Consider the following 15,548-nt stretch of genomic DNA (forward strand, 5'->3'; position numbering starts at 1 on the left):
CCGCGGCACCCCTCACATGGCGTGCAGGATGTCGCGCGACGCCTTGATGAAGTCCTTCACGGCCTGCCAGAACGGCCGGTAACAGGCGTCGAAGCGGGTGGCCGCCTCCGTGTCGCCCTCGATCATCGCCTCGATCGCCTTGTGGAACGGGTTCGTCGACCGCCGTACGGCGTTGGCGAGGTCGGCGACCTTCTCCGGGCCCTCCAGCGAGACGATCCACGTGCGGTGCCGCAGCGCGGCGTACTCCTCCCGCTGCCGGTCCCGCAACGCCCGCAGCTCCTCGACCTGTCCGGGCCCGAGCCCGCCCTCGGCGCCGCGAACGACGTCGGACACCTTCCAGTGCACGTCGCTCAGCCGCTGTGCCTGCTCGATGAAGTCCGCGTACGCCGCCCGCCGCGCCTCCCTGAGCCGCTCCACCCGCTGCGCGCCCGTGGTGGTGTCCGCCTGGATCCGCGCGGCCCGCGCCGTCCCCCGGCTCGTCACCCAGCTCGCGACGACCGCGGTACCGGCGGTGAGGGCGGCGATCCAGAACGCGTTGTCAGCCACGGCGGGCGCCCGTGGAGCGATCCCTGACCCCGGTCAGATGAGCGGCGAAGACCTCGCGGGCGTCCGGGGTGAGGGTACGCAGCGCCACCAGCGCCGTGATGACCACGTCGCACAGCTCGGACCGCACGTCGTCCCAGGTGTGGGTGGTGCCCTTGCGCGGGTTGGACCCGGTGGCGCCGATGACGGCCTGGGCGACCTCGCCGACCTCCTCCTGAAGCTTCAGCAGCCGCAGCAGCAACAGCTCACCGCCGTCGTGCACGCGGTTCGACTCCAGCCAGGAGTGGACCTGTTCCAGGGACTGCCAGAGATCGTCGGGGGCGTCGCTCCGCTCGTTCATGGGCGCAGCTTGCCACGCCCGTGCCGAGCGGAGGGATCACTCCTCGAACAACGGCTCCTGCTCGCCCTCCTTCTGCCGGCGCAGCCGCTTGGTCCGCGCGCCGATCACCAGCGCCGTGGTGGCGGCCGTGAAGGCGAGCGCCGACGGCACCATCCAGCCCCGGTCGACGACATGGTGGAACGCGTGGTCGAGGGAGAGCCTGCCGGGCCCGGCGATCGCGAGTCCGGCGGCGGCGAGGCCCAGGGTCGCGGCGTACTCGTAGCCGCCGCTCGCGTTGAAGAAGCCGTTGGGGGTGTGGACCGCGGCCGCGCCCGCCATCGCACCGGCCGCGGCGGCACCGGCGGCGGGGGTCGCGAGGCCGAGGGCGAGGAGCGCGCCACCGCCCGTCTCGGCCAGTCCCGAGGCGGTGGCGCTCGCCTTGCCCGGCGCGTACCCCACCGACTCCATGAAGGCGCCGGTCCCCTCGATGCCGTGCCCGCCGAACCAGCCGAACAGCTTCTGCGTCCCGTGTGCGGCGAGGACCCCGCCCGCGCCCAGGCGGAGGAGCAGCAGGCCCAGATCACGTCGGTCGAATGTGGTCATGGTGACTCCTGGATCGGACGGCGACGGTCGAACGTTTTCCCTCCCGCGTATCCACCGTCGCACCGATGACACGTATCGGAGCCGCCCGCGCGGCCGTTCGAGTGGTGCCGGATCGTGCGGGCGGTTCCGGACCCTGCGGGAGGGCTCCGCGCCGCCACACCCACCCCACCGCCCGCCTCCGGTGGCGGGCGCGTTCCGCCGGTGTGAGGCTGACCGGCATGACGATCGCACCCGCCCGACTCAGTGACCCGACCGTCCGCGCCTTCGTCAACGCCGTGAACGCACACGACCGCGACGCCTTCATGGCCCTCCTCGCCGACGACGCGACCATGTCGGACGACGGCTCCGTCCGGGACCTCGCGGACTGGACCGACCGGGAGATCTTCTCCTCCCACGGCCACATCGAGGTCCACCGCGAGTCCGACGGCGGCCGCTCCCTGGTCGCCGACTACCGCAACGACACCTGGGGCGAGATGCGCACCGCCTGGCGGTTCACGATGTCGGAGGACGGCAGGATCTCCCACTTCGAGACGGGCCAGGCCTGACCCCGCAGCCGTACGGCCGGCCCCGGGACTCCTTCACCGAAAGGGCTTGCCCTCGTGTGCACTCCAACTCCTACCGTCCTCGGTCATGGAGACGAACACGTACACCAGGTCCCTCGGCCGCAGCGGTATCCAGGTCAGCGCCCTCGGCTTCGGCTGCTGGGCCATCGGCGGCGAGTGGCAGTCCGCCGACGGGCAGCCGCTCGGCTGGGGCAAGGTCGACGACGAGGAGTCCGTACGGGCGGTGCGCCGCGCCCTCGACCTCGGCGTCACCTTCTTCGACACGGCCGACGCGTACGGCACGGGCCACAGCGAACGCGTGCTCGGCCGTGCCCTCGGCAGGCGCCGCGCGGACGTCGTCGTGGCCACCAAGTGGGGCAACGTCTTCGACGAGCGCACCCGCACCGCCGCCGGCCAGGACGACACCCCGGCCCACGCCCGTCGCGCCCTCACCGCCTCCCTCGACCGTCTCGGCACGGACCACATCGACCTCTACCAGCTCCACATCTCCGACGCCGACCCCGAGCGGGCGGCCGAACTCCGCGACACCTGCGAGGAGTTCGTCCGCGAGGGGTTGATCCGGGCGTACGCGTGGAGCACCGACGACCCGGACCGGGCCGCCGTCTTCGCGAAGGGAGCGCACTGCGCGGCCGTCCAGCACCGGCTGAACATCCTCCAGGACGCGCCCGAACTCCTCGCCCTCTGCGAGGCGTCGAACCTGGCGAGCATCAACCGCAGCCCCCTCGCCATGGGCCTGCTCACCGGCAAGCACGCCACGGGTCGCGCCCTCGCGGCCGGTGACATCCGCAGCAACCCGCCCGCCTGGCTGCCGGGCTTCACCGCGGACACCGGCGCCGACCCCGAGTGGCTGGGCCGGGTCGAGGCGCTGCGGGAGATCCTCACCAGCGACGGCCGTACGCTCGCGCAGGGCGCCCTCGCCTGGATCTGGGGCCGCAGCCCGCGGACCGTGCCCATCCCCGGCTTCCGCTCGGTCGCCCAGGCAGAGGAGAACGCGGGCGCCCTCGCGAAGGGGCCGCTCACCGCTGACCAGCTGGCGGAGGTCGACCGGGTCCTGGGGCGGTGAGCGGCCCGCTCATCCCGTTCCGCAAGAAGGTGTCCGGGGCCGGCGAATTCCTGCGTTGCCGCCCGGTACTTCGGGGAGCACGGCCCGCCGGCACGGTCATGGGCGTCTCCGACCTGGCGCTGCCGGACCAACTCGTGGAGATCGGCGCGCTCGTGCGTCTCGACGGGAAGCCATGGCGGCTCCGCCGCGGATCGGACTGAGGGCTGTCCTGTGATCCGCGGTGGATCAGCGCACGGCGTCGGATGCCGGGGGCACCTCCCACGCCGTTCAGGCAGTGGGGGAGCATCGCAAGGCGGAGGGGCGCCCGCATACCGCCATCGTCGCGGCGGTGAGCGCGGCAGAGGTCGCGGCGGCGGTCTCGGCCATGTGACGGAGGGCGGGGTCGGCCCAGTGGCGTTCGGCCATCTCGGACATGCGCGGCTCGACCGCCGCGGACTGCTCCTTCCCCAGGTCCGGGAAGGCCGGTTCCCGCAGGTCGGCGTGGTGGAGCAGGGTGGATGCATGCGGGCGTTCCGGCAACGCGGCGAGGTGCCGTAGCCGGCGTCGTGCGCCCGCCGGGGACCACGGGACAGTCCTCAGGCGCCCTCGTCGTCACCGCGCAGGGAACGGATCATGCTCTGCAGGATCCGGAATGCCTCCGACTGCTCGGTCCCGGTCAGGCCGGCCAGCATTCTGGCCTCGACGGACCGGACGGCCGCGCTCGCCTTCTCAAGGCTTCGTCGGCCGCGCGGCGTGAGCCGTGTGGGCAGCGCCTTCCCGACGGGCGCCTCCGCGGGCCTGGTCACGTAGCCGTCTCTCTCCAGGGCCTGGAGCAGCACGTTCATCGTCTGCCGCGTCACGAACGCGCCCCGTGCGAGCTCGGAGTTCGACAAGCCCGGCCGCTGCGCGAGCAGTTCGAGGCAGGCGTAGTGCGTCACGCTCATCCCGAGCGGCCGCAGCACCTCCTCCATGGCCGCGCGGAGGGCGCTCGACGCTTCTTTGAGCAGGTAGCCCAGTGACGTCTCCAGGTCGACGCCGACACCTTCTTGACCCATGTCAGCATTCTGACATAGGTTGCTGCGTGTCAGAAAACTGACACGCAAAGAAGGAGCGTCACCATGCCCGCCACCGGCCCCGACTTCCTCTCGCTCCAAGTGCGCGACCTCGACGCTTCACAGGTGTTCTACGAGCAGTACCTGGGTCTTGTGCGCTCGCCGGCCGGACCTCCGCACGCCGTCGTCTTCGAGACGAAGCCGATCGCGTTCGCGCTGCGCGACGTCGTTCCCGGCACCGACCTCGCGTCCGTCGCACAGCCCGGCATCGGTGTCGCGATCTGGCTCCACGCCACCGACGTCCAGGCCGTCCATGACGCGCTCGTCGCCGACGGTCACACCATCGTCTCCGCGCCGATCGACGGTCCCTTCGGCCGGACCTTCTCCTTCGCCGACCCCGACGGCTACCGGATCACGCTCCATGACCGCGCTTGACCGACCGAACGCCACCGGGTGACGACCTGGCTGTTCACGCCGTACCGGCGGTGCCTGGCGGTATGGCGGGGCAGCCGTCCCGTGTCCCGGTGCGCACCTCGCGGTCCCACGCGAGGTCCGCCCCCTTCCGGAGCGCGGGCCGGCTGCCCCCTCCCCCCTCGGTGTGGTGACGGAAGCCGTCTCCTCCAACTGTGAAGCCAAGATGTGAAGCTCCGGTGGAGGAGTGATGAGCATATGACTCCCACGTGCTCGAATGGCCCGGAGTGACATCTTCCGTTTGTGCAGGTTGAGCTCTGGATGAACGGCCCGGCAGGACTCGGCCGCGCCCCGCGTACGGCTCAGCCGCGCCCCACGTACGGCATCGTCGTCGCCATCACCGTCGCGAACTGCACAATCGTCTCCAGCGGCGACTCCGCCCTGTGCCGCACGGTCCGGGCCGCATCGGCGACATCCGTCCCGGGCTCGGACATGAGGTGCCCGTTCGCCTGGGGAACACCCTGCCGCATCCGCTCGGTCATCTCCGTCGCCGCGTTGCCGATGTCGGTCTGCCCGACCGCGATGCCCCACGGCCGGCCGTCGAGCGACAGCGACTTGGTCAGGCCCGTCAACGCGTGCTTGGTCGCCGTGCAGGCGGCGGAGTGCGGGCGGGCGTGTGCGCCGAGATGGAGCCGCTGTTGATGACCCGGCCGCCGTGGGGGCACCTCCCTGCTCGAACGCAGTGGAGAGCCTGGGGGAGGGTTGCTCCTTCATCTCCTTCATCAGCCGGTACGCCGCCTGTGCGCACAGGAGCGCCCCGCTGAGGTTGGTGTCCACCACATGCCGCAGGCCGCGTAGTCCGGCTCCTCCACCGGCACCCCGCCCGGCCCGAACGTCCCCGCGTTGTTGAACAGCAGATCCAGCCGCCCGCACCGCTCCCGCACCGCGGCGAAGAGCGCCGCCACCTCCTCGGGCCGTGAGACGTCCGTACGGACGCACAGCTCCTGAGGCGCCCCGCCCGCCGTCTCGACGAGCTTCTCCTCCCAGCGCCCCGCCGGCGCCACCGACCACCCGGCGCCCGGCAGCTCCAGAGCCTCGGCACGCCCGATACCGGAGCCTGCACCCGTCACGATCGCGATCTTCGTTCCCTGGGTCCTCCTGGGCTCGCAACGTAGGGGAGGGCACGCGGCGGACCGGGCAGGAGGAGGCGGGCCATAGGGAACTCATCCGTCCGCCACCTGGCTGTTGTGCACGGGACAGAAGATCGTCGAACCTGGCCACTCCAATGCTCACGGACAACTACCTTCAGGGGAAGGCCAGATGACGCACGCTGCCCACAGGGCGACCCAGACGCATTCGTCCCACTCGCCCGAACTGCGCGCTGCCGCACGCCACTTCGACCGCCGCCGCTTCCTCACCCTCACCGGCGCCGCCGCCGCGCTCGCCCTCGCCACCAACCTCCCGGCTGCGGGCGCCGCGGCCGCCGCCGAACTGGACCCGCGCCACATCACCGAGGACCCCTTCACCCTCGGCGTGGCCTCCGGCGACCCGTTGCCCACCTCCGTGCTCCTGTGGACCCGGCTCGCACCCAAGCCGTACGAGCCGGACGGTGGTCTGCCCGCCGAACGCGTCATCGTCCGCTGGGAGATCGCCCGCGACGAGGATTTCCGACGCGTCGTCAGACGCGGCTCCGCCATCGCCCACCCCGAGTTCCACCACACCGTCCACGTCGAGGTCCGTTATCTCGACCCGGGCCGTGAGTACTACTACCGCTTCCGCGTCGGCTCCTGGATCAGCGACACCGGCCGTACCCGCACCGCCCCCGGACGCGGCCATCTGTCCGGCGCCTCGGGGCTCTCCTTCGCGGCCGTCTCCTGCCAGCGGTACGACCAGGGGTACTACACCGCCTATCGGCACCTCGCGAACGAGGACATCGATGTCGTCTTCCACCTCGGGGACTACCTCTACGAGTACGCCGTGAACGCCGTGGGCGGCGCCCGCAACTACACCGACCGCGTCCTGCCCGCCCACTTCAACCACGAGACCGTCACCCTGGAGGACTACCGGCTGCGGTACGCCCTCTACAAGACCGACCCGGACCTTCGGGCCGCGCACCGCGCGCACCCCTTCGTCGTCACCTGGGACGACCACGAGACCGAGAACAACTACGCGGGCGACAACGACGAACACGACAGCCCGCCCGAGGAGTTCCTGCTGCGCCGCGCCGCCGCCTACCGCGCCTACTGGGAGAACCAGCCGCTGCGCCGCGGACAGCGGCCCGACGGCCCCGACATGCAGCTCTACCGCCGCTTCACCTGGGGCCGCCTCGCCCAGTTCGACATCCTCGACACCCGTCAGTACCGCGACAACCAGGCCCAGGGCGACGGCTGGCAGATCCCCGGTCCGGAGTCCGCCGACCCGGCGCGTTCGGTAACGGGCGACGAGCAGGAGCAGTGGCTGCTGGACGGCTGGGCCGAGTCCGACGCGATCTGGAACGTCGTCCCCCAGCAGGTCACCTTCTCCCAGCGCCGCAACGCCGTCGGCGAGAACTACAAGGTGTCCATGGACTCCTGGGACGGCTACCGGGCCTCCCGCGAACGCATCCTCGCCGGCGCGGACGCCGCCGGCATCGAGAACCTGATGGTCCTCACCGGCGACGTCCACGTGGGCTACGCCTTCGACATCAAGCGCGACTTCGACGACCGCTCCTCGCCCACCGTCGGGGCGGAACTCGTCGCCACCTCCGTCAGCAGCGGCGGCAACGGCTCCGACAAGCCCGCCAACTGGGACACCTACATGACCGCCAACCCGCACATGCGGTTCTACAACGGCCGCCGCGGCTATCTGACGGTCTCCCTCGGCAGGACGCAGGCCCGCGCCGACTTCCACGCCCTGCCGTACGTGACGACTCCGGACGCGGGCCTCACCACGGTCGCGTCGTTCGCACTGGAGGCGGGCAACCCCGGGCTCACACCGGTGTAGCCACGAGATCGCCGTCCCGCCGGCCGTCCTCGCCGGGATAGCGGACGCCGACGCGGTCCCGGATCGCGTCGAGCGTCCGCATCACCGCGAGGGTGCCGTCGAGCGGGACCAGCGGGGACTCGGTCTCGCCGGCGCGCAGGGCCCGCATCACCTCGGTGGCCTCGTGCCGGAAGCTGTTGCGGGGGCCGTCGGCGGGGTCCGCGGCGTAGGCCTGGGGCTCACGGCCGTCGCGGTGCAGCACGAAGCGGTCCGGGTAGAAGAAGCCGTTCGGGATGTCGATGCGGCCCCGGGAGCCGGTGACCGACGCCGAGGTGGCCGTACCGCCGACGATGGAGCAGTGCACCGAAGCGATGGCACCGCTCTCCCAGGTGAGCAGTGCTCCGGTCTGGAGATCGACGCCCTCGTCGGAGAGCATCGCTCTCCCCGTGACGTCCGACGGCTCCCCGAGCAGCAGCTGCGCGAACGAGATCGGGTACACCCCGAGGTCCAGCAGCGCGCCCCCGCCCTGCGCCGGGTCCCGCAGCCGGTGCGACGGCGGGAAGGGCCCCGCCAGTCCGAAGTCCGCCTGCACGGTCCGGACGTCACCGATCGCGCCGTCCCGCACCAGCTCCGCGAGCCGCCGGACCAGCGGATTGCAGTACATCCACATGGCCTCCATCAGGAACCGCCCGCGTCCCCGCGCCAGCGCGACCAGTTCCTCGGCCTCCCGCACGTTCAGCGTGAACGGCTTCTCGCACAGCACGCCCCGGCCCGCCTCCAGACACATCCCGGCGGCGATCCGGTGCGCCGAGTGCGGCGTGGCGACGTACACCACATCGACGCCCTCGTCCTCGGCGAGCGCGCGCCACTGCCCGTACGCCCTCGGTATCCCGAACCGTTCGGCGAACGCCTTCGCCGACTCCTCGCTGCGCGACGCCACCGCCACGACCTCGGCGTCCGGCAGGTCGACGAGATCGGCCGTGAAGCTCGCGGCGATCCCTCCGGTCGCCAGAATCCCCCACCGCACCCGTCCGTCCCGCGCCATCGCCACCCCTGTCCTCGGCCCCGGGGCGCGGTGGTGACCCCGCCCACGTCGTACGAGCTGAGAGCATAGGTGCGGACCGAACAGACAGGGAGGGGCACATGCCGGAGGGGCACATACCGGGCTCGGCGGCGGCCGAGTCGAACACGGTGGCGTCGGCCGGGCACCCGGAGCCGGGCTCGGCGGCGGCGATCGGACCGACGGAGGGGCGGCCCGAGGCGCCGGTATCCGGCCCCGGGCTCCCGCGGCCGGGCGCCGAGCCCACGGACCGGCCGGAGCGGACACGGCCGATCCCTGCACCGGCGCAGCCGGCCGACGAGCGGCCACCGTCGGACCCCGCGCCCTCGAAGCCGGCCGGCCGCCGGTCACCGTCGCACTCCGAGCCATCGAACCCCGCGGACCGACGGCCGACGCAGGACCCCAGGCCGGCGAAGGCCGCTCCCGCCGCCCTGCGCCGCACCGGTCTCCTCGTCACAATCACCCTCGGTGGGCTCACCGCCACCCCGCCCCTGGCGATGGACATGTACCTCCCGGCCCTGCCGGAGGTCACCAACTCCCTCCACGCCCCCGCCACCACGGTCCAGCTCACCCTCACCGCCTGCCTCGCCGGAATGGCCCTCGGCCAGCTGCTGATCGGTCCGATGAGCGACCGCTGGGGCCGCAGGCGCCCCCTCCTGCTCGGCCTCGCCGTCTACATCCTGGCCACCGCGCTGTGCGCCCTCGCCCCGACCGTCGAGACCCTCATCGCCTTCCGGCTGCTGCAGGGGCTCGCGGGCTCGGCCGGGATCGTGATCGCCCGGGCGGTCGTACGCGACCTGTACGACGGCGACGCCATGGCCCGCTTCTTCTCCACCCTGATGCTGGTCTCCGGGGTGGCGCCGATCGTCGCGCCCCTCGTCGGCGGCCAGATCCTCCGCGTCACCGACTGGCGGGGCGTCTTCGTCGTCCTCACCGTCATCGGCGCCGCCCTGCTCGCGGTCGTCTGGGCGAAACTCCCCGAGACGCTCGCCCCCGCCGAACGCCACGGCGGCGGCATCGGCGAGACGCTGCACGCCATGCGCGGCCTGCTCACCGACCGCGTCTTCATGGGCTACGTCCTCGCCGGCGGCTTCACCTTCGCCGCGCTCTTCGCCTACATCAGTGCCTCCCCGTTCGTGATCCAGGAGATCTACGGCGCCTCCCCGCAGACCTTCAGCCTCCTCTTCGGCGTCAACTCCGTCGGCCTCGTCATCGTCGGCCAGATCAACGGCAAGGTCCTCGTCGGCCGCGTCAACCTCGACAAGGTGTTCGCGGCCGGCCTCACCGTCATCACGCTCGCCGCGACCGCCCTGCTGCTGATGTCGCTGGGCGCCTTCGGGAAGGTCGGTCTGGCCCCGGTCGCCGCGGCCCTCTTCGTGCTGATGTCCGCGATGGGCGTCACCCTCCCCAACACCCAGGCCCTCGCCCTGATGCGGGTACGGCACGCGGCGGGTTCGGCGTCGGCGCTGCTGGGTACCTCGTCCTTCCTGATCGGCGCGGTAGCGTCCCCCCTGGTCGGCGTCGCGGGCGAGGAAACCGCCGTCCCCATGGCCGTCGTCCAACTCACCGCGACACTGTTGGCCGCGACCTGCTTCGTGGCACTGTGCCGTCCTTGGAACAAGCGTACGAAGGAAGTGGACGGGGGTATCCCTGTCCCGAACGGAGCGGAGAGGAAGGGGGAGGAGAGCTGAGCGCGCCGAGACTGCGCACGGACACCCCGGAACGGGCCGGACTCGACCCCGAGGAGCTGCGCCATCTCGTACGAGAGGTGCGCGCGCTCACGGAAGGCGACCGGCCCCGGGCGCCCGCCGCCGTCGTCCTCGCCGGCCGCGGTCCCGTCATCGCCGTCGAGGAGGCGGCCGGCTGGGCGGTCCGCTACCAGGCCTACGACGAACGCACCGACAGCGGGGTGGAACTGCCGCCCGGGGCCCGTGTCCCGGCGACCCCCCGCACCCCCTTCGACCTGGCATCCCTCACCAAGCTGTTCACCGCCGTGGCGGCGGTCCAGCAGCTGGAGCGCGGCACCCTCGGCATCGACGCGAAGGTCGCGGCGTACCTCCCAGACTTCTCCGGCGCCGCCGCACACGGCCTCACCGTCCGCCACCTCCTCACCCACACGTCCGGTCTGCGGCCCGAACTCCCGCTGTACGGCTGCGGGTCCCCCGAGGCACGGCTGGCGATGCTGCGGCGCGAGGAACCGACGACGGCGCCGGGCACGGTCCACGTCTACTCCGACCTCAACCTCCTGCTCCTCCAGCACGTCCTCGAACGCCTCACGGGCCGGGGCCTGGACGACCTGATCCACGCCGGCATCACCCGTCCCCTGGGCATGACGGCCACGGCCTTCGGGCCCTGCCCCGGCGCGGCGGCGACGGAGGACCAGCGCCGGCCCTGGGGCAAGGCCGAGCGGGGCATGCTGCGGGGCGAGGTCCACGACGAGAACGCCTGGGCGCTCGGCGGGGTCGCCGGCCATGCGGGGCTCTTCTCGACGGCCCGGGACCTGGCGGTGTTCTGCCGCACCCTGCTGGCGGGCGGCTCCTACGGCCCCGCCCGCATCCTCGGCCCCGACTTCGTCGAACTCCTCCTCACCCCGCCCGGCCTGGGCTTCGCCCTGGACCAGCCCTGGTTCATGGGCGGGCTGGCGGGCCGGGGCGCGGCCGGCCACACCGGCTTCACCGGCACGTCCCTCGTCCTCGACCAGGCCACGGACACCTTCCTGATCCTGCTGACCAACGCGGTCCACCCGCGCCGAGGGGCCCCGTTGAACGCGGCCCGCGCGGCGGCGGGGACCCGGGTGGCCCGGGCCGTGCGGGGGATGTGAGCGAGGTCGGGTGAGGTCCGGCCGCGGGGATCGACGCCGACGGGGACGGCTCCGACGCGGACGGACGGCCCGGTTCTCTTAGAATCCCTTCGTGAACGCCCCTCTCTCCCCGTCCGACACCCTCCGGACCGCCCTCGCCGGCCTTCTCGACGGGCTTCCGCCGAAGGCGGCCACGCAGGCGGTGGAGCGGCTCATCGTGAACTACCGGGGGCGGACGCCCACCGATGCGCCGGTGCTGCGGGACCGGTCGGACGTGGTGGCGTACGCGGCGTACCGGATGCCGGCCACGTTCGAGGCGGTCTGCGCGGCGCTGGAGGCGTTCGCGGGGACGGTGGCCGGCTGGGAGCCCGGCAGCCACGTGGACATCGGCGGGGGGACGGGCGCGGCGACCTGGGCCGTGAACGCGACCTGGGCGGGCGGACGCCCGGTGACGGTGCTCGACTGGGCGGAACCGGCGCTGGCGCTCGGCCGGGAGATCGCCGCCGCCAACCCGGACCTGAAGGCCGCCGCATGGCAGCGCTCTCGTATCGGATCGTCGCTCACTATCGAGAGCACTGATCTCGTCACGATCTCCTACGTCCTCGGCGAGCTCACCGACGACGACCGCGCCGCCGTCGTCGACGCCGCCGCGACCGCCGCGCAGGCCGTCGTGGTCATCGAACCCGGCACCCCCGGCGGCTACGCACGGGTCATCGAGGCCCGCGACCGTCTCGTCGCGGCGGGGTTCCACATCGCCGCCCCCTGCCCGCACAGCGCCGCCTGCCCGATCGTCCCCGGCGAGGACTGGTGCCACTTCTCCGCCCGCGTCAGCCGTTCCTCCCTGCACCGCCAGGTCAAGGGCGGCTCCCTGGCGTACGAGGACGAGAAGTTCAGCTACGTCGCCGCGACCCGCTTCGCCCCCGCCCCGGCCGCCTCCCGCGTCGTACGCAAGCCCCAGATCCGCAAGGGCCAGGTCCTCCTCGACCTCTGTGGAACCGGGACCGCGACCCCCACCGACACCCCGGGCGAGCCCGGCGCCGGCCCCGTTCCCACCCTCGGCCGGACGACGGTCACCAAACGCCACGGCCCCCTCTACAAGGCGGCCCGCGACGCCGACTGGGGTGACGCCTGGCCCCCGCCGGCCGGGAACGACGACCGGCACTGAGCCCTCAGCTCCGGACGGCAGCCGCTAAGAGCTCCGAACAAAAGGGGAGCCCGGCTCGCGGCGTCTGGCACGCACGCTCGCCGCGTTGCCGAAAGCCCCTAGTAGCTCCGCTACGAGGAGCTTCCGGCGCCTTGCGATCGCACGCACCATACGCCGCAAGCTGATCGGACTCCCCTTTTGTTCGGAGCTCCAAGGGCTGTCCCGTCATCCCCGGCGGGCGCACGACGCCGGCCACGCCACCTCGCCGCGTTGTCGGAACTCCCGCATACATCCCGTATGCGGACGCCCCTCCGCCTTGCGATGCTCCCCACTGCCTGAACGGCGTGGGAGGTGCCCCCAGCATCCGACGCCGTGCGCTGACCCACCGCGGATGACGGGACAGCCCTTAGTACGACGACGGGGGCCGGCCCGGCAGGTGCGGCTGGGCGGCGGGCGGTGCCGGCCAGGGGTGGGAGGACCGGGGCAGGGCGGTCTCCGCGGAGGCGGAGCGCTGGGTGCCGAGGAGGGTGAGCACGGTCGCGGCGAGGCCCAGGAGAGCGGCGAACACCAGCAGATAGAAGCCGAGGCCGAAGCTCATGACCTGGGTGTCCGACTCCCACTGCAGCACACTGACCGACTCCATCACCACTGTCAGGGTCGTGCCGAACAGCACCGCCCCGCCCGCGACACCGAGCCCCTGGCGCAGCGAAGACCGCCGACCGGGGCCCATCAGCAGGAACACGGCCGCGACCAGGGCGACGACGATGCCGACGAGCAGCGGGATGCCGTCGAACTGCATGGTCTCGGTCACCTCGTCGTCCACCAGGCCCGCAGCGAACTCGTTCCGGTGGGACCACGCCTTCGACACGCTCTCGAGGGCCACTTCTTCCCGCTCGCTGTCCTGGTAGTTCACCGCCGAGGTCAGCGTGGTGAACGAACCGCCGACGGTGAGGGCCGCGCCGACGGCCAACAGCGCACCGGACAGCCGGTCGGACACCCCGCCCGGACCTCCCGGCGGTCCGGCCGGCGCGCTCGCGTAGGGGTACGGGGCCGTCGGCGGGGGAGGGGCCGGCCAACCCTGCCCGGGGGCCGGGGCCGGGGGCGTCGGCGGAGTGGGCGGAGTCGGTGGCTGGGAAGCCGGGGGTGGGGAAGCCGGGGGCTGGGCCGGCGGGCCCGCTGACTGGCCGGATTGCGTCGGTTCCGTCATCTCATGATGATACTGAGGCCGGTTCGTGTGCATAAGGTGAACTCATCCTGTCGGAAGGTGAGTTGCGACCGCGGAAATCGGTTGCGGTGACCCTGTCGCCTCGGGCTAAGTCGTGGATCATGTCGACGACAACGCTGTGCCTGGAAGAGCTGACCCCCGCCAACCTCGATACCGCGCTGGGCATTCGTGTCCGCCCCGACCAGGAGCACCTGGTGGAGCCGGTCGAGAAGTCCCTCGCGGAGGCGTACGTCCGTCCCGGCGTCGCCTGGCCCCGCCTCATCCGGGACGGCGAGCGGGCCGTCGGCTTCCTCATGGCCTTCCTCGACATCGACTGGAAGGGCGACGGCAGCGGCACGGACATCCGCTCCGGCCTGTGGCGTCTCAACATCGACGCCGGTGAACAGGGCCGCGGCTACGGCCGTTTCGCCGTGGAGGCCGTCGCCGCCGAGATCCGCCGCCGGGGTGGCACCCGCCTCTATGTCACCTGGCACCCGGGACCCGACGGTCCCGAAGCCTTCTACCTGCGCCTCGGTTTCCGCCTCACCGGGGAGACCAGTGGAGGCCAGACGGTGGGCGTACTGGAGCTGTCGGACCGGCCGTCCGGCTGACCTCGATCAGCCATCACCCCGGCCCCGATCGGTCATCCGCCCGGGATTCGGGGATGTCCGCCCTGCTGCGGCCCGAGGGTCCCGGCGGGGCGGACCTGCTCCAGTTCGCGACGCCTCCTGTTCATGGCGCCTCGCTTTCATGGCGCCTCGTGTCCACGACGTCTCGTGTCCACGACGTCTCGTGTTCGCGGCGTCTCGTGTTCACGACGTCTCGCCGGTCGCTCCCGCTCCGTCGGCGCCTTCTTCCGCGTGTTTCTCCCGGAGCTTTCGCAGGAGCTCCCGCTTCTCGGCCTGCGGGTCGACGCCGCCACCGACCCGGCCGCCCCGCTCGCCGCCCCTCAGGGCCTTGCGGCCCAGGTTCCGGCGGGCGCCGCCCACTCCCAGCATGTTTCCGGCTCCGCCACGGGTCATGGTGGTCTCCTCTCATTGCGTTTACGCGACGGTACGGTCCGTCTCGTCATCCGACCGCTCCACTGTCAGGCGAGACGCGCCGTCTTGTCAACCTGGTAAATTCGGCACATGGCCAATAAGAGCGCCCCTGACTCCACTCGCCGCAGCGAGAAATCCCGCCGCGCCATCTACGACGCCGCCCTCGCCCTCGTCGGCGAGGTCGGCTACCAGAAGACGACCATCGAGGGCATCGCCGCCCGCGCCGGCGTCGGCAAGCAGACGATCTACCGCTGGTGGTCGTCCAGGGCGGACGTCCTGCTGGAGGCGTTCCTCGATCTGAGCGCCCAGGCGGCAGAGGCCGCGGCCGGGCCCGAGGCCCTCGGGGAGCGGGCGCAGTACGAGATCCCCGACACCGGTGACCTCGAGGCCGACCTCAAGGCCGTCCTGCGCGCCACCGTGGACGAACTGCTCGACCCCAGGTTCGAGGCCCCCTCGCGCGCGCTGGCCGCCGAGGGTGTCGTCAACCGGCAGCTCGGCACCGAGTTCGTCGCCAAGCTTCTCGAACCGCAGCTCCAGCTGTATGTGAAGCGCCTGCGCGCGGCCCAGGAACAGGGCGCCGTGCGCCCCGGCATCGACCCGCGCATCGCCCTGGAACTCTTCGTCTCACCGCTCGCCCAGCGCTGGCTCCAGTACACGGGCCCCATCTCGTACGAGTACACGGACGCCCTGGTCGAATACGCCCTGTATGGCCTGGTCCCCCGCTGACCTCGTCAACTCTCCGCCTCGGTGTGACCAAACCGACCGGGCTGCGCCTCGCGGCGGGCTGTAAATCACGTCAAAGTGTG

At 72.2% G+C, this 15,548-nt stretch carries 20 protein-coding genes; 10 read left to right on the forward strand and 10 right to left on the reverse strand.

Features of this window, described 5'->3' with window-relative positions:
- Window positions 1-12: 12 nt before the first annotated feature.
- Genes ACZ43N_RS07395 through ACZ43N_RS07405 form a run of 3 tightly spaced genes read right to left on the reverse strand, consistent with a single transcriptional unit; the run spans window position 13 to window position 1,465 of the window.
- A complete protein-coding gene (locus ACZ43N_RS07395; RefSeq protein ID WP_468095682.1) occupies window positions 13-546 on the reverse strand; it encodes a hypothetical protein in 534 nt (177 codons plus the stop codon).
- Window positions 539-883, reverse strand: coding sequence for a MazG-like family protein (locus tag ACZ43N_RS07400; protein ID WP_468095684.1), 345 nt, complete (start codon window positions 881-883; stop codon window positions 539-541). Before ACZ43N_RS07400 ends, ACZ43N_RS07395 begins: the two co-directional genes overlap by 8 nt.
- 36 nt (window positions 884-919) lie before the next feature.
- Window positions 920-1,465, reverse strand: coding sequence for a DoxX family membrane protein (locus ACZ43N_RS07405; RefSeq protein ID WP_468095685.1), 546 nt, complete (start codon window positions 1,463-1,465; stop codon window positions 920-922).
- Window positions 1,466-1,683: 218 nt separating this feature from the next.
- On the opposite strand from ACZ43N_RS07405, the gene ACZ43N_RS07410 reads away from it, so the two are divergent.
- The 3 genes from ACZ43N_RS07410 (at window position 1,684) to ACZ43N_RS07420 (ending at window position 3,291) form a co-directional block, all read left to right on the forward strand.
- Complete coding sequence (locus tag ACZ43N_RS07410) at window positions 1,684-2,010, forward strand: nuclear transport factor 2 family protein (protein ID WP_468095686.1); 327 nt, start codon at window positions 1,684-1,686, stop codon at window positions 2,008-2,010.
- Window positions 2,011-2,095: 85 nt separating this feature from the next.
- Window positions 2,096-3,091, forward strand: a complete 996-nt coding sequence (locus ACZ43N_RS07415) for an aldo/keto reductase (protein ID WP_468095688.1) — start codon at window positions 2,096-2,098, stop codon at window positions 3,089-3,091.
- Window positions 3,088-3,291 (forward strand): hypothetical protein, encoded by a 204-nt coding sequence (locus ACZ43N_RS07420; RefSeq protein WP_468095690.1) that lies wholly within the window; start codon window positions 3,088-3,090, stop codon window positions 3,289-3,291. Before ACZ43N_RS07415 ends, ACZ43N_RS07420 begins: the two co-directional genes overlap by 4 nt.
- A gap of 67 nt (window positions 3,292-3,358) precedes the next feature.
- On the opposite strand, the gene ACZ43N_RS07425 is transcribed toward ACZ43N_RS07420, so the two are convergent.
- Together ACZ43N_RS07425 and ACZ43N_RS07430 are read right to left on the reverse strand one after the other, a co-directional pair.
- Complete coding sequence (locus ACZ43N_RS07425) at window positions 3,359-3,610, reverse strand: hypothetical protein (RefSeq protein ID WP_468095691.1); 252 nt, start codon at window positions 3,608-3,610, stop codon at window positions 3,359-3,361.
- A 56-nt stretch (window positions 3,611-3,666) separates the two neighbouring features.
- A complete protein-coding gene (locus tag ACZ43N_RS07430; protein ID WP_468095692.1) occupies window positions 3,667-4,125 on the reverse strand; it encodes a MarR family winged helix-turn-helix transcriptional regulator in 459 nt (152 codons plus the stop codon).
- Window positions 4,126-4,188: 63 nt separating this feature from the next.
- Between ACZ43N_RS07430 and ACZ43N_RS07435 the strand changes: the two genes are divergently transcribed.
- Window positions 4,189-4,557 (forward strand): VOC family protein, encoded by a 369-nt coding sequence (locus tag ACZ43N_RS07435; RefSeq protein WP_468095694.1) that lies wholly within the window; start codon window positions 4,189-4,191, stop codon window positions 4,555-4,557.
- A 338-nt stretch (window positions 4,558-4,895) separates the two neighbouring features.
- Here the strand turns inward: ACZ43N_RS07435 and ACZ43N_RS07440 are convergent, their stop codons facing one another.
- Together ACZ43N_RS07440 and ACZ43N_RS07445 are read right to left on the reverse strand one after the other, a co-directional pair.
- Window positions 4,896-5,258, reverse strand: a complete 363-nt coding sequence (locus ACZ43N_RS07440; protein WP_468095696.1) for an SDR family NAD(P)-dependent oxidoreductase — start codon at window positions 5,256-5,258, stop codon at window positions 4,896-4,898.
- A 57-nt stretch (window positions 5,259-5,315) separates the two neighbouring features.
- On the reverse strand, window positions 5,316-5,663 hold the full coding sequence (locus ACZ43N_RS07445; RefSeq protein ID WP_468095698.1) for an SDR family oxidoreductase: 348 nt from the start codon (window positions 5,661-5,663) through the stop codon (window positions 5,316-5,318).
- 190 nt (window positions 5,664-5,853) lie between these two features.
- Here ACZ43N_RS07445 and ACZ43N_RS07450 point away from each other — a divergent pair, with 190 nt between their 5' ends.
- Window positions 5,854-7,515 carry an alkaline phosphatase D family protein gene (locus tag ACZ43N_RS07450; RefSeq protein WP_468095700.1) on the forward strand — a complete coding sequence of 554 codons (1,662 nt, stop codon included), beginning with the start codon at window positions 5,854-5,856 and terminating at the stop codon, window positions 7,513-7,515.
- On the opposite strand, the gene ACZ43N_RS07455 is transcribed toward ACZ43N_RS07450, so the two are convergent.
- Window positions 7,502-8,539, reverse strand: a complete 1,038-nt coding sequence (locus ACZ43N_RS07455) for a Gfo/Idh/MocA family protein (protein WP_468095701.1) — start codon at window positions 8,537-8,539, stop codon at window positions 7,502-7,504. The genes ACZ43N_RS07450 and ACZ43N_RS07455 overlap by 14 nt on opposite strands.
- A 98-nt stretch (window positions 8,540-8,637) precedes the next feature.
- On the opposite strand from ACZ43N_RS07455, the gene ACZ43N_RS07460 reads away from it, so the two are divergent.
- From ACZ43N_RS07460 to ACZ43N_RS07470, 3 genes are all read left to right on the forward strand, one after another.
- Window positions 8,638-10,245 carry a multidrug effflux MFS transporter gene (locus ACZ43N_RS07460; protein WP_468095703.1) on the forward strand — a complete coding sequence of 536 codons (1,608 nt, stop codon included), beginning with the start codon at window positions 8,638-8,640 and terminating at the stop codon, window positions 10,243-10,245.
- On the forward strand, window positions 10,158-11,375 hold the full coding sequence (locus ACZ43N_RS07465) for a serine hydrolase domain-containing protein (protein WP_468095704.1): 1,218 nt from the start codon (window positions 10,158-10,160) through the stop codon (window positions 11,373-11,375). The genes ACZ43N_RS07460 and ACZ43N_RS07465 overlap by 88 nt, the downstream gene beginning before the upstream one ends.
- 91 nt (window positions 11,376-11,466) lie before the next feature.
- Window positions 11,467-12,519: a small ribosomal subunit Rsm22 family protein gene (locus ACZ43N_RS07470; RefSeq protein ID WP_468095706.1), complete on the forward strand. Its 1,053-nt coding sequence runs from the start codon at window positions 11,467-11,469 to the stop codon at window positions 12,517-12,519.
- Between the two features lie 385 nt (window positions 12,520-12,904).
- Here ACZ43N_RS07470 and ACZ43N_RS07475 read toward each other — a convergent pair whose 3' ends face one another.
- Complete coding sequence (locus tag ACZ43N_RS07475; protein WP_468095708.1) at window positions 12,905-13,495, reverse strand: hypothetical protein; 591 nt, start codon at window positions 13,493-13,495, stop codon at window positions 12,905-12,907.
- Between the two features lie 329 nt (window positions 13,496-13,824).
- On the opposite strand from ACZ43N_RS07475, the gene ACZ43N_RS07480 reads away from it, so the two are divergent.
- Entirely contained in the window at window positions 13,825-14,313 is a 489-nt protein-coding gene (locus tag ACZ43N_RS07480) for a GNAT family N-acetyltransferase (RefSeq protein WP_468095709.1), read from the forward strand.
- A gap of 201 nt (window positions 14,314-14,514) precedes the next feature.
- On the opposite strand, the gene ACZ43N_RS07485 is transcribed toward ACZ43N_RS07480, so the two are convergent.
- The gene (locus ACZ43N_RS07485; protein WP_468095711.1) at window positions 14,515-14,724 is read right to left on the reverse strand and encodes a DUF6243 family protein; all 210 of its coding nucleotides are present in this window, start codon (window positions 14,722-14,724) and stop codon (window positions 14,515-14,517) included.
- Window positions 14,725-14,832: 108 nt separating this feature from the next.
- On the opposite strand from ACZ43N_RS07485, the gene ACZ43N_RS07490 reads away from it, so the two are divergent.
- Complete coding sequence (locus ACZ43N_RS07490) at window positions 14,833-15,468, forward strand: TetR/AcrR family transcriptional regulator (protein ID WP_468095712.1); 636 nt, start codon at window positions 14,833-14,835, stop codon at window positions 15,466-15,468.
- Window positions 15,469-15,548 lie beyond the last annotated feature (80 nt).

Source organism: Streptomyces sp. NPDC030814 (assembly GCF_055572155.1).

Coding starts and splice junctions, on each gene's coding strand:
- ACZ43N_RS07435 (WP_468095694.1), top strand. CDS start 4,189: ATGCCCGCCACCGGCCCCGACTTCCTCTCGCTCCAAGTGCGCGACCTC.
- ACZ43N_RS07455 (WP_468095701.1), bottom strand. CDS start 8,539: ATGGCGCGGGACGGACGGGTGCGGTGGGGGATTCTGGCGACCGGAGGG.
- ACZ43N_RS07400 (WP_468095684.1), bottom strand. CDS start 883: ATGAACGAGCGGAGCGACGCCCCCGACGATCTCTGGCAGTCCCTGGAA.
- ACZ43N_RS07430 (WP_468095692.1), bottom strand. CDS start 4,125: ATGGGTCAAGAAGGTGTCGGCGTCGACCTGGAGACGTCACTGGGCTAC.
- ACZ43N_RS07415 (WP_468095688.1), top strand. CDS start 2,096: ATGGAGACGAACACGTACACCAGGTCCCTCGGCCGCAGCGGTATCCAG.
- ACZ43N_RS07460 (WP_468095703.1), top strand. CDS start 8,638: ATGCCGGAGGGGCACATACCGGGCTCGGCGGCGGCCGAGTCGAACACG.
- ACZ43N_RS07485 (WP_468095711.1), bottom strand. CDS start 14,724: ATGACCCGTGGCGGAGCCGGAAACATGCTGGGAGTGGGCGGCGCCCGC.
- ACZ43N_RS07410 (WP_468095686.1), top strand. CDS start 1,684: ATGACGATCGCACCCGCCCGACTCAGTGACCCGACCGTCCGCGCCTTC.
- ACZ43N_RS07450 (WP_468095700.1), top strand. CDS start 5,854: ATGACGCACGCTGCCCACAGGGCGACCCAGACGCATTCGTCCCACTCG.
- ACZ43N_RS07490 (WP_468095712.1), top strand. CDS start 14,833: ATGGCCAATAAGAGCGCCCCTGACTCCACTCGCCGCAGCGAGAAATCC.
- ACZ43N_RS07405 (WP_468095685.1), bottom strand. CDS start 1,465: ATGACCACATTCGACCGACGTGATCTGGGCCTGCTGCTCCTCCGCCTG.
- ACZ43N_RS07480 (WP_468095709.1), top strand. CDS start 13,825: ATGTCGACGACAACGCTGTGCCTGGAAGAGCTGACCCCCGCCAACCTC.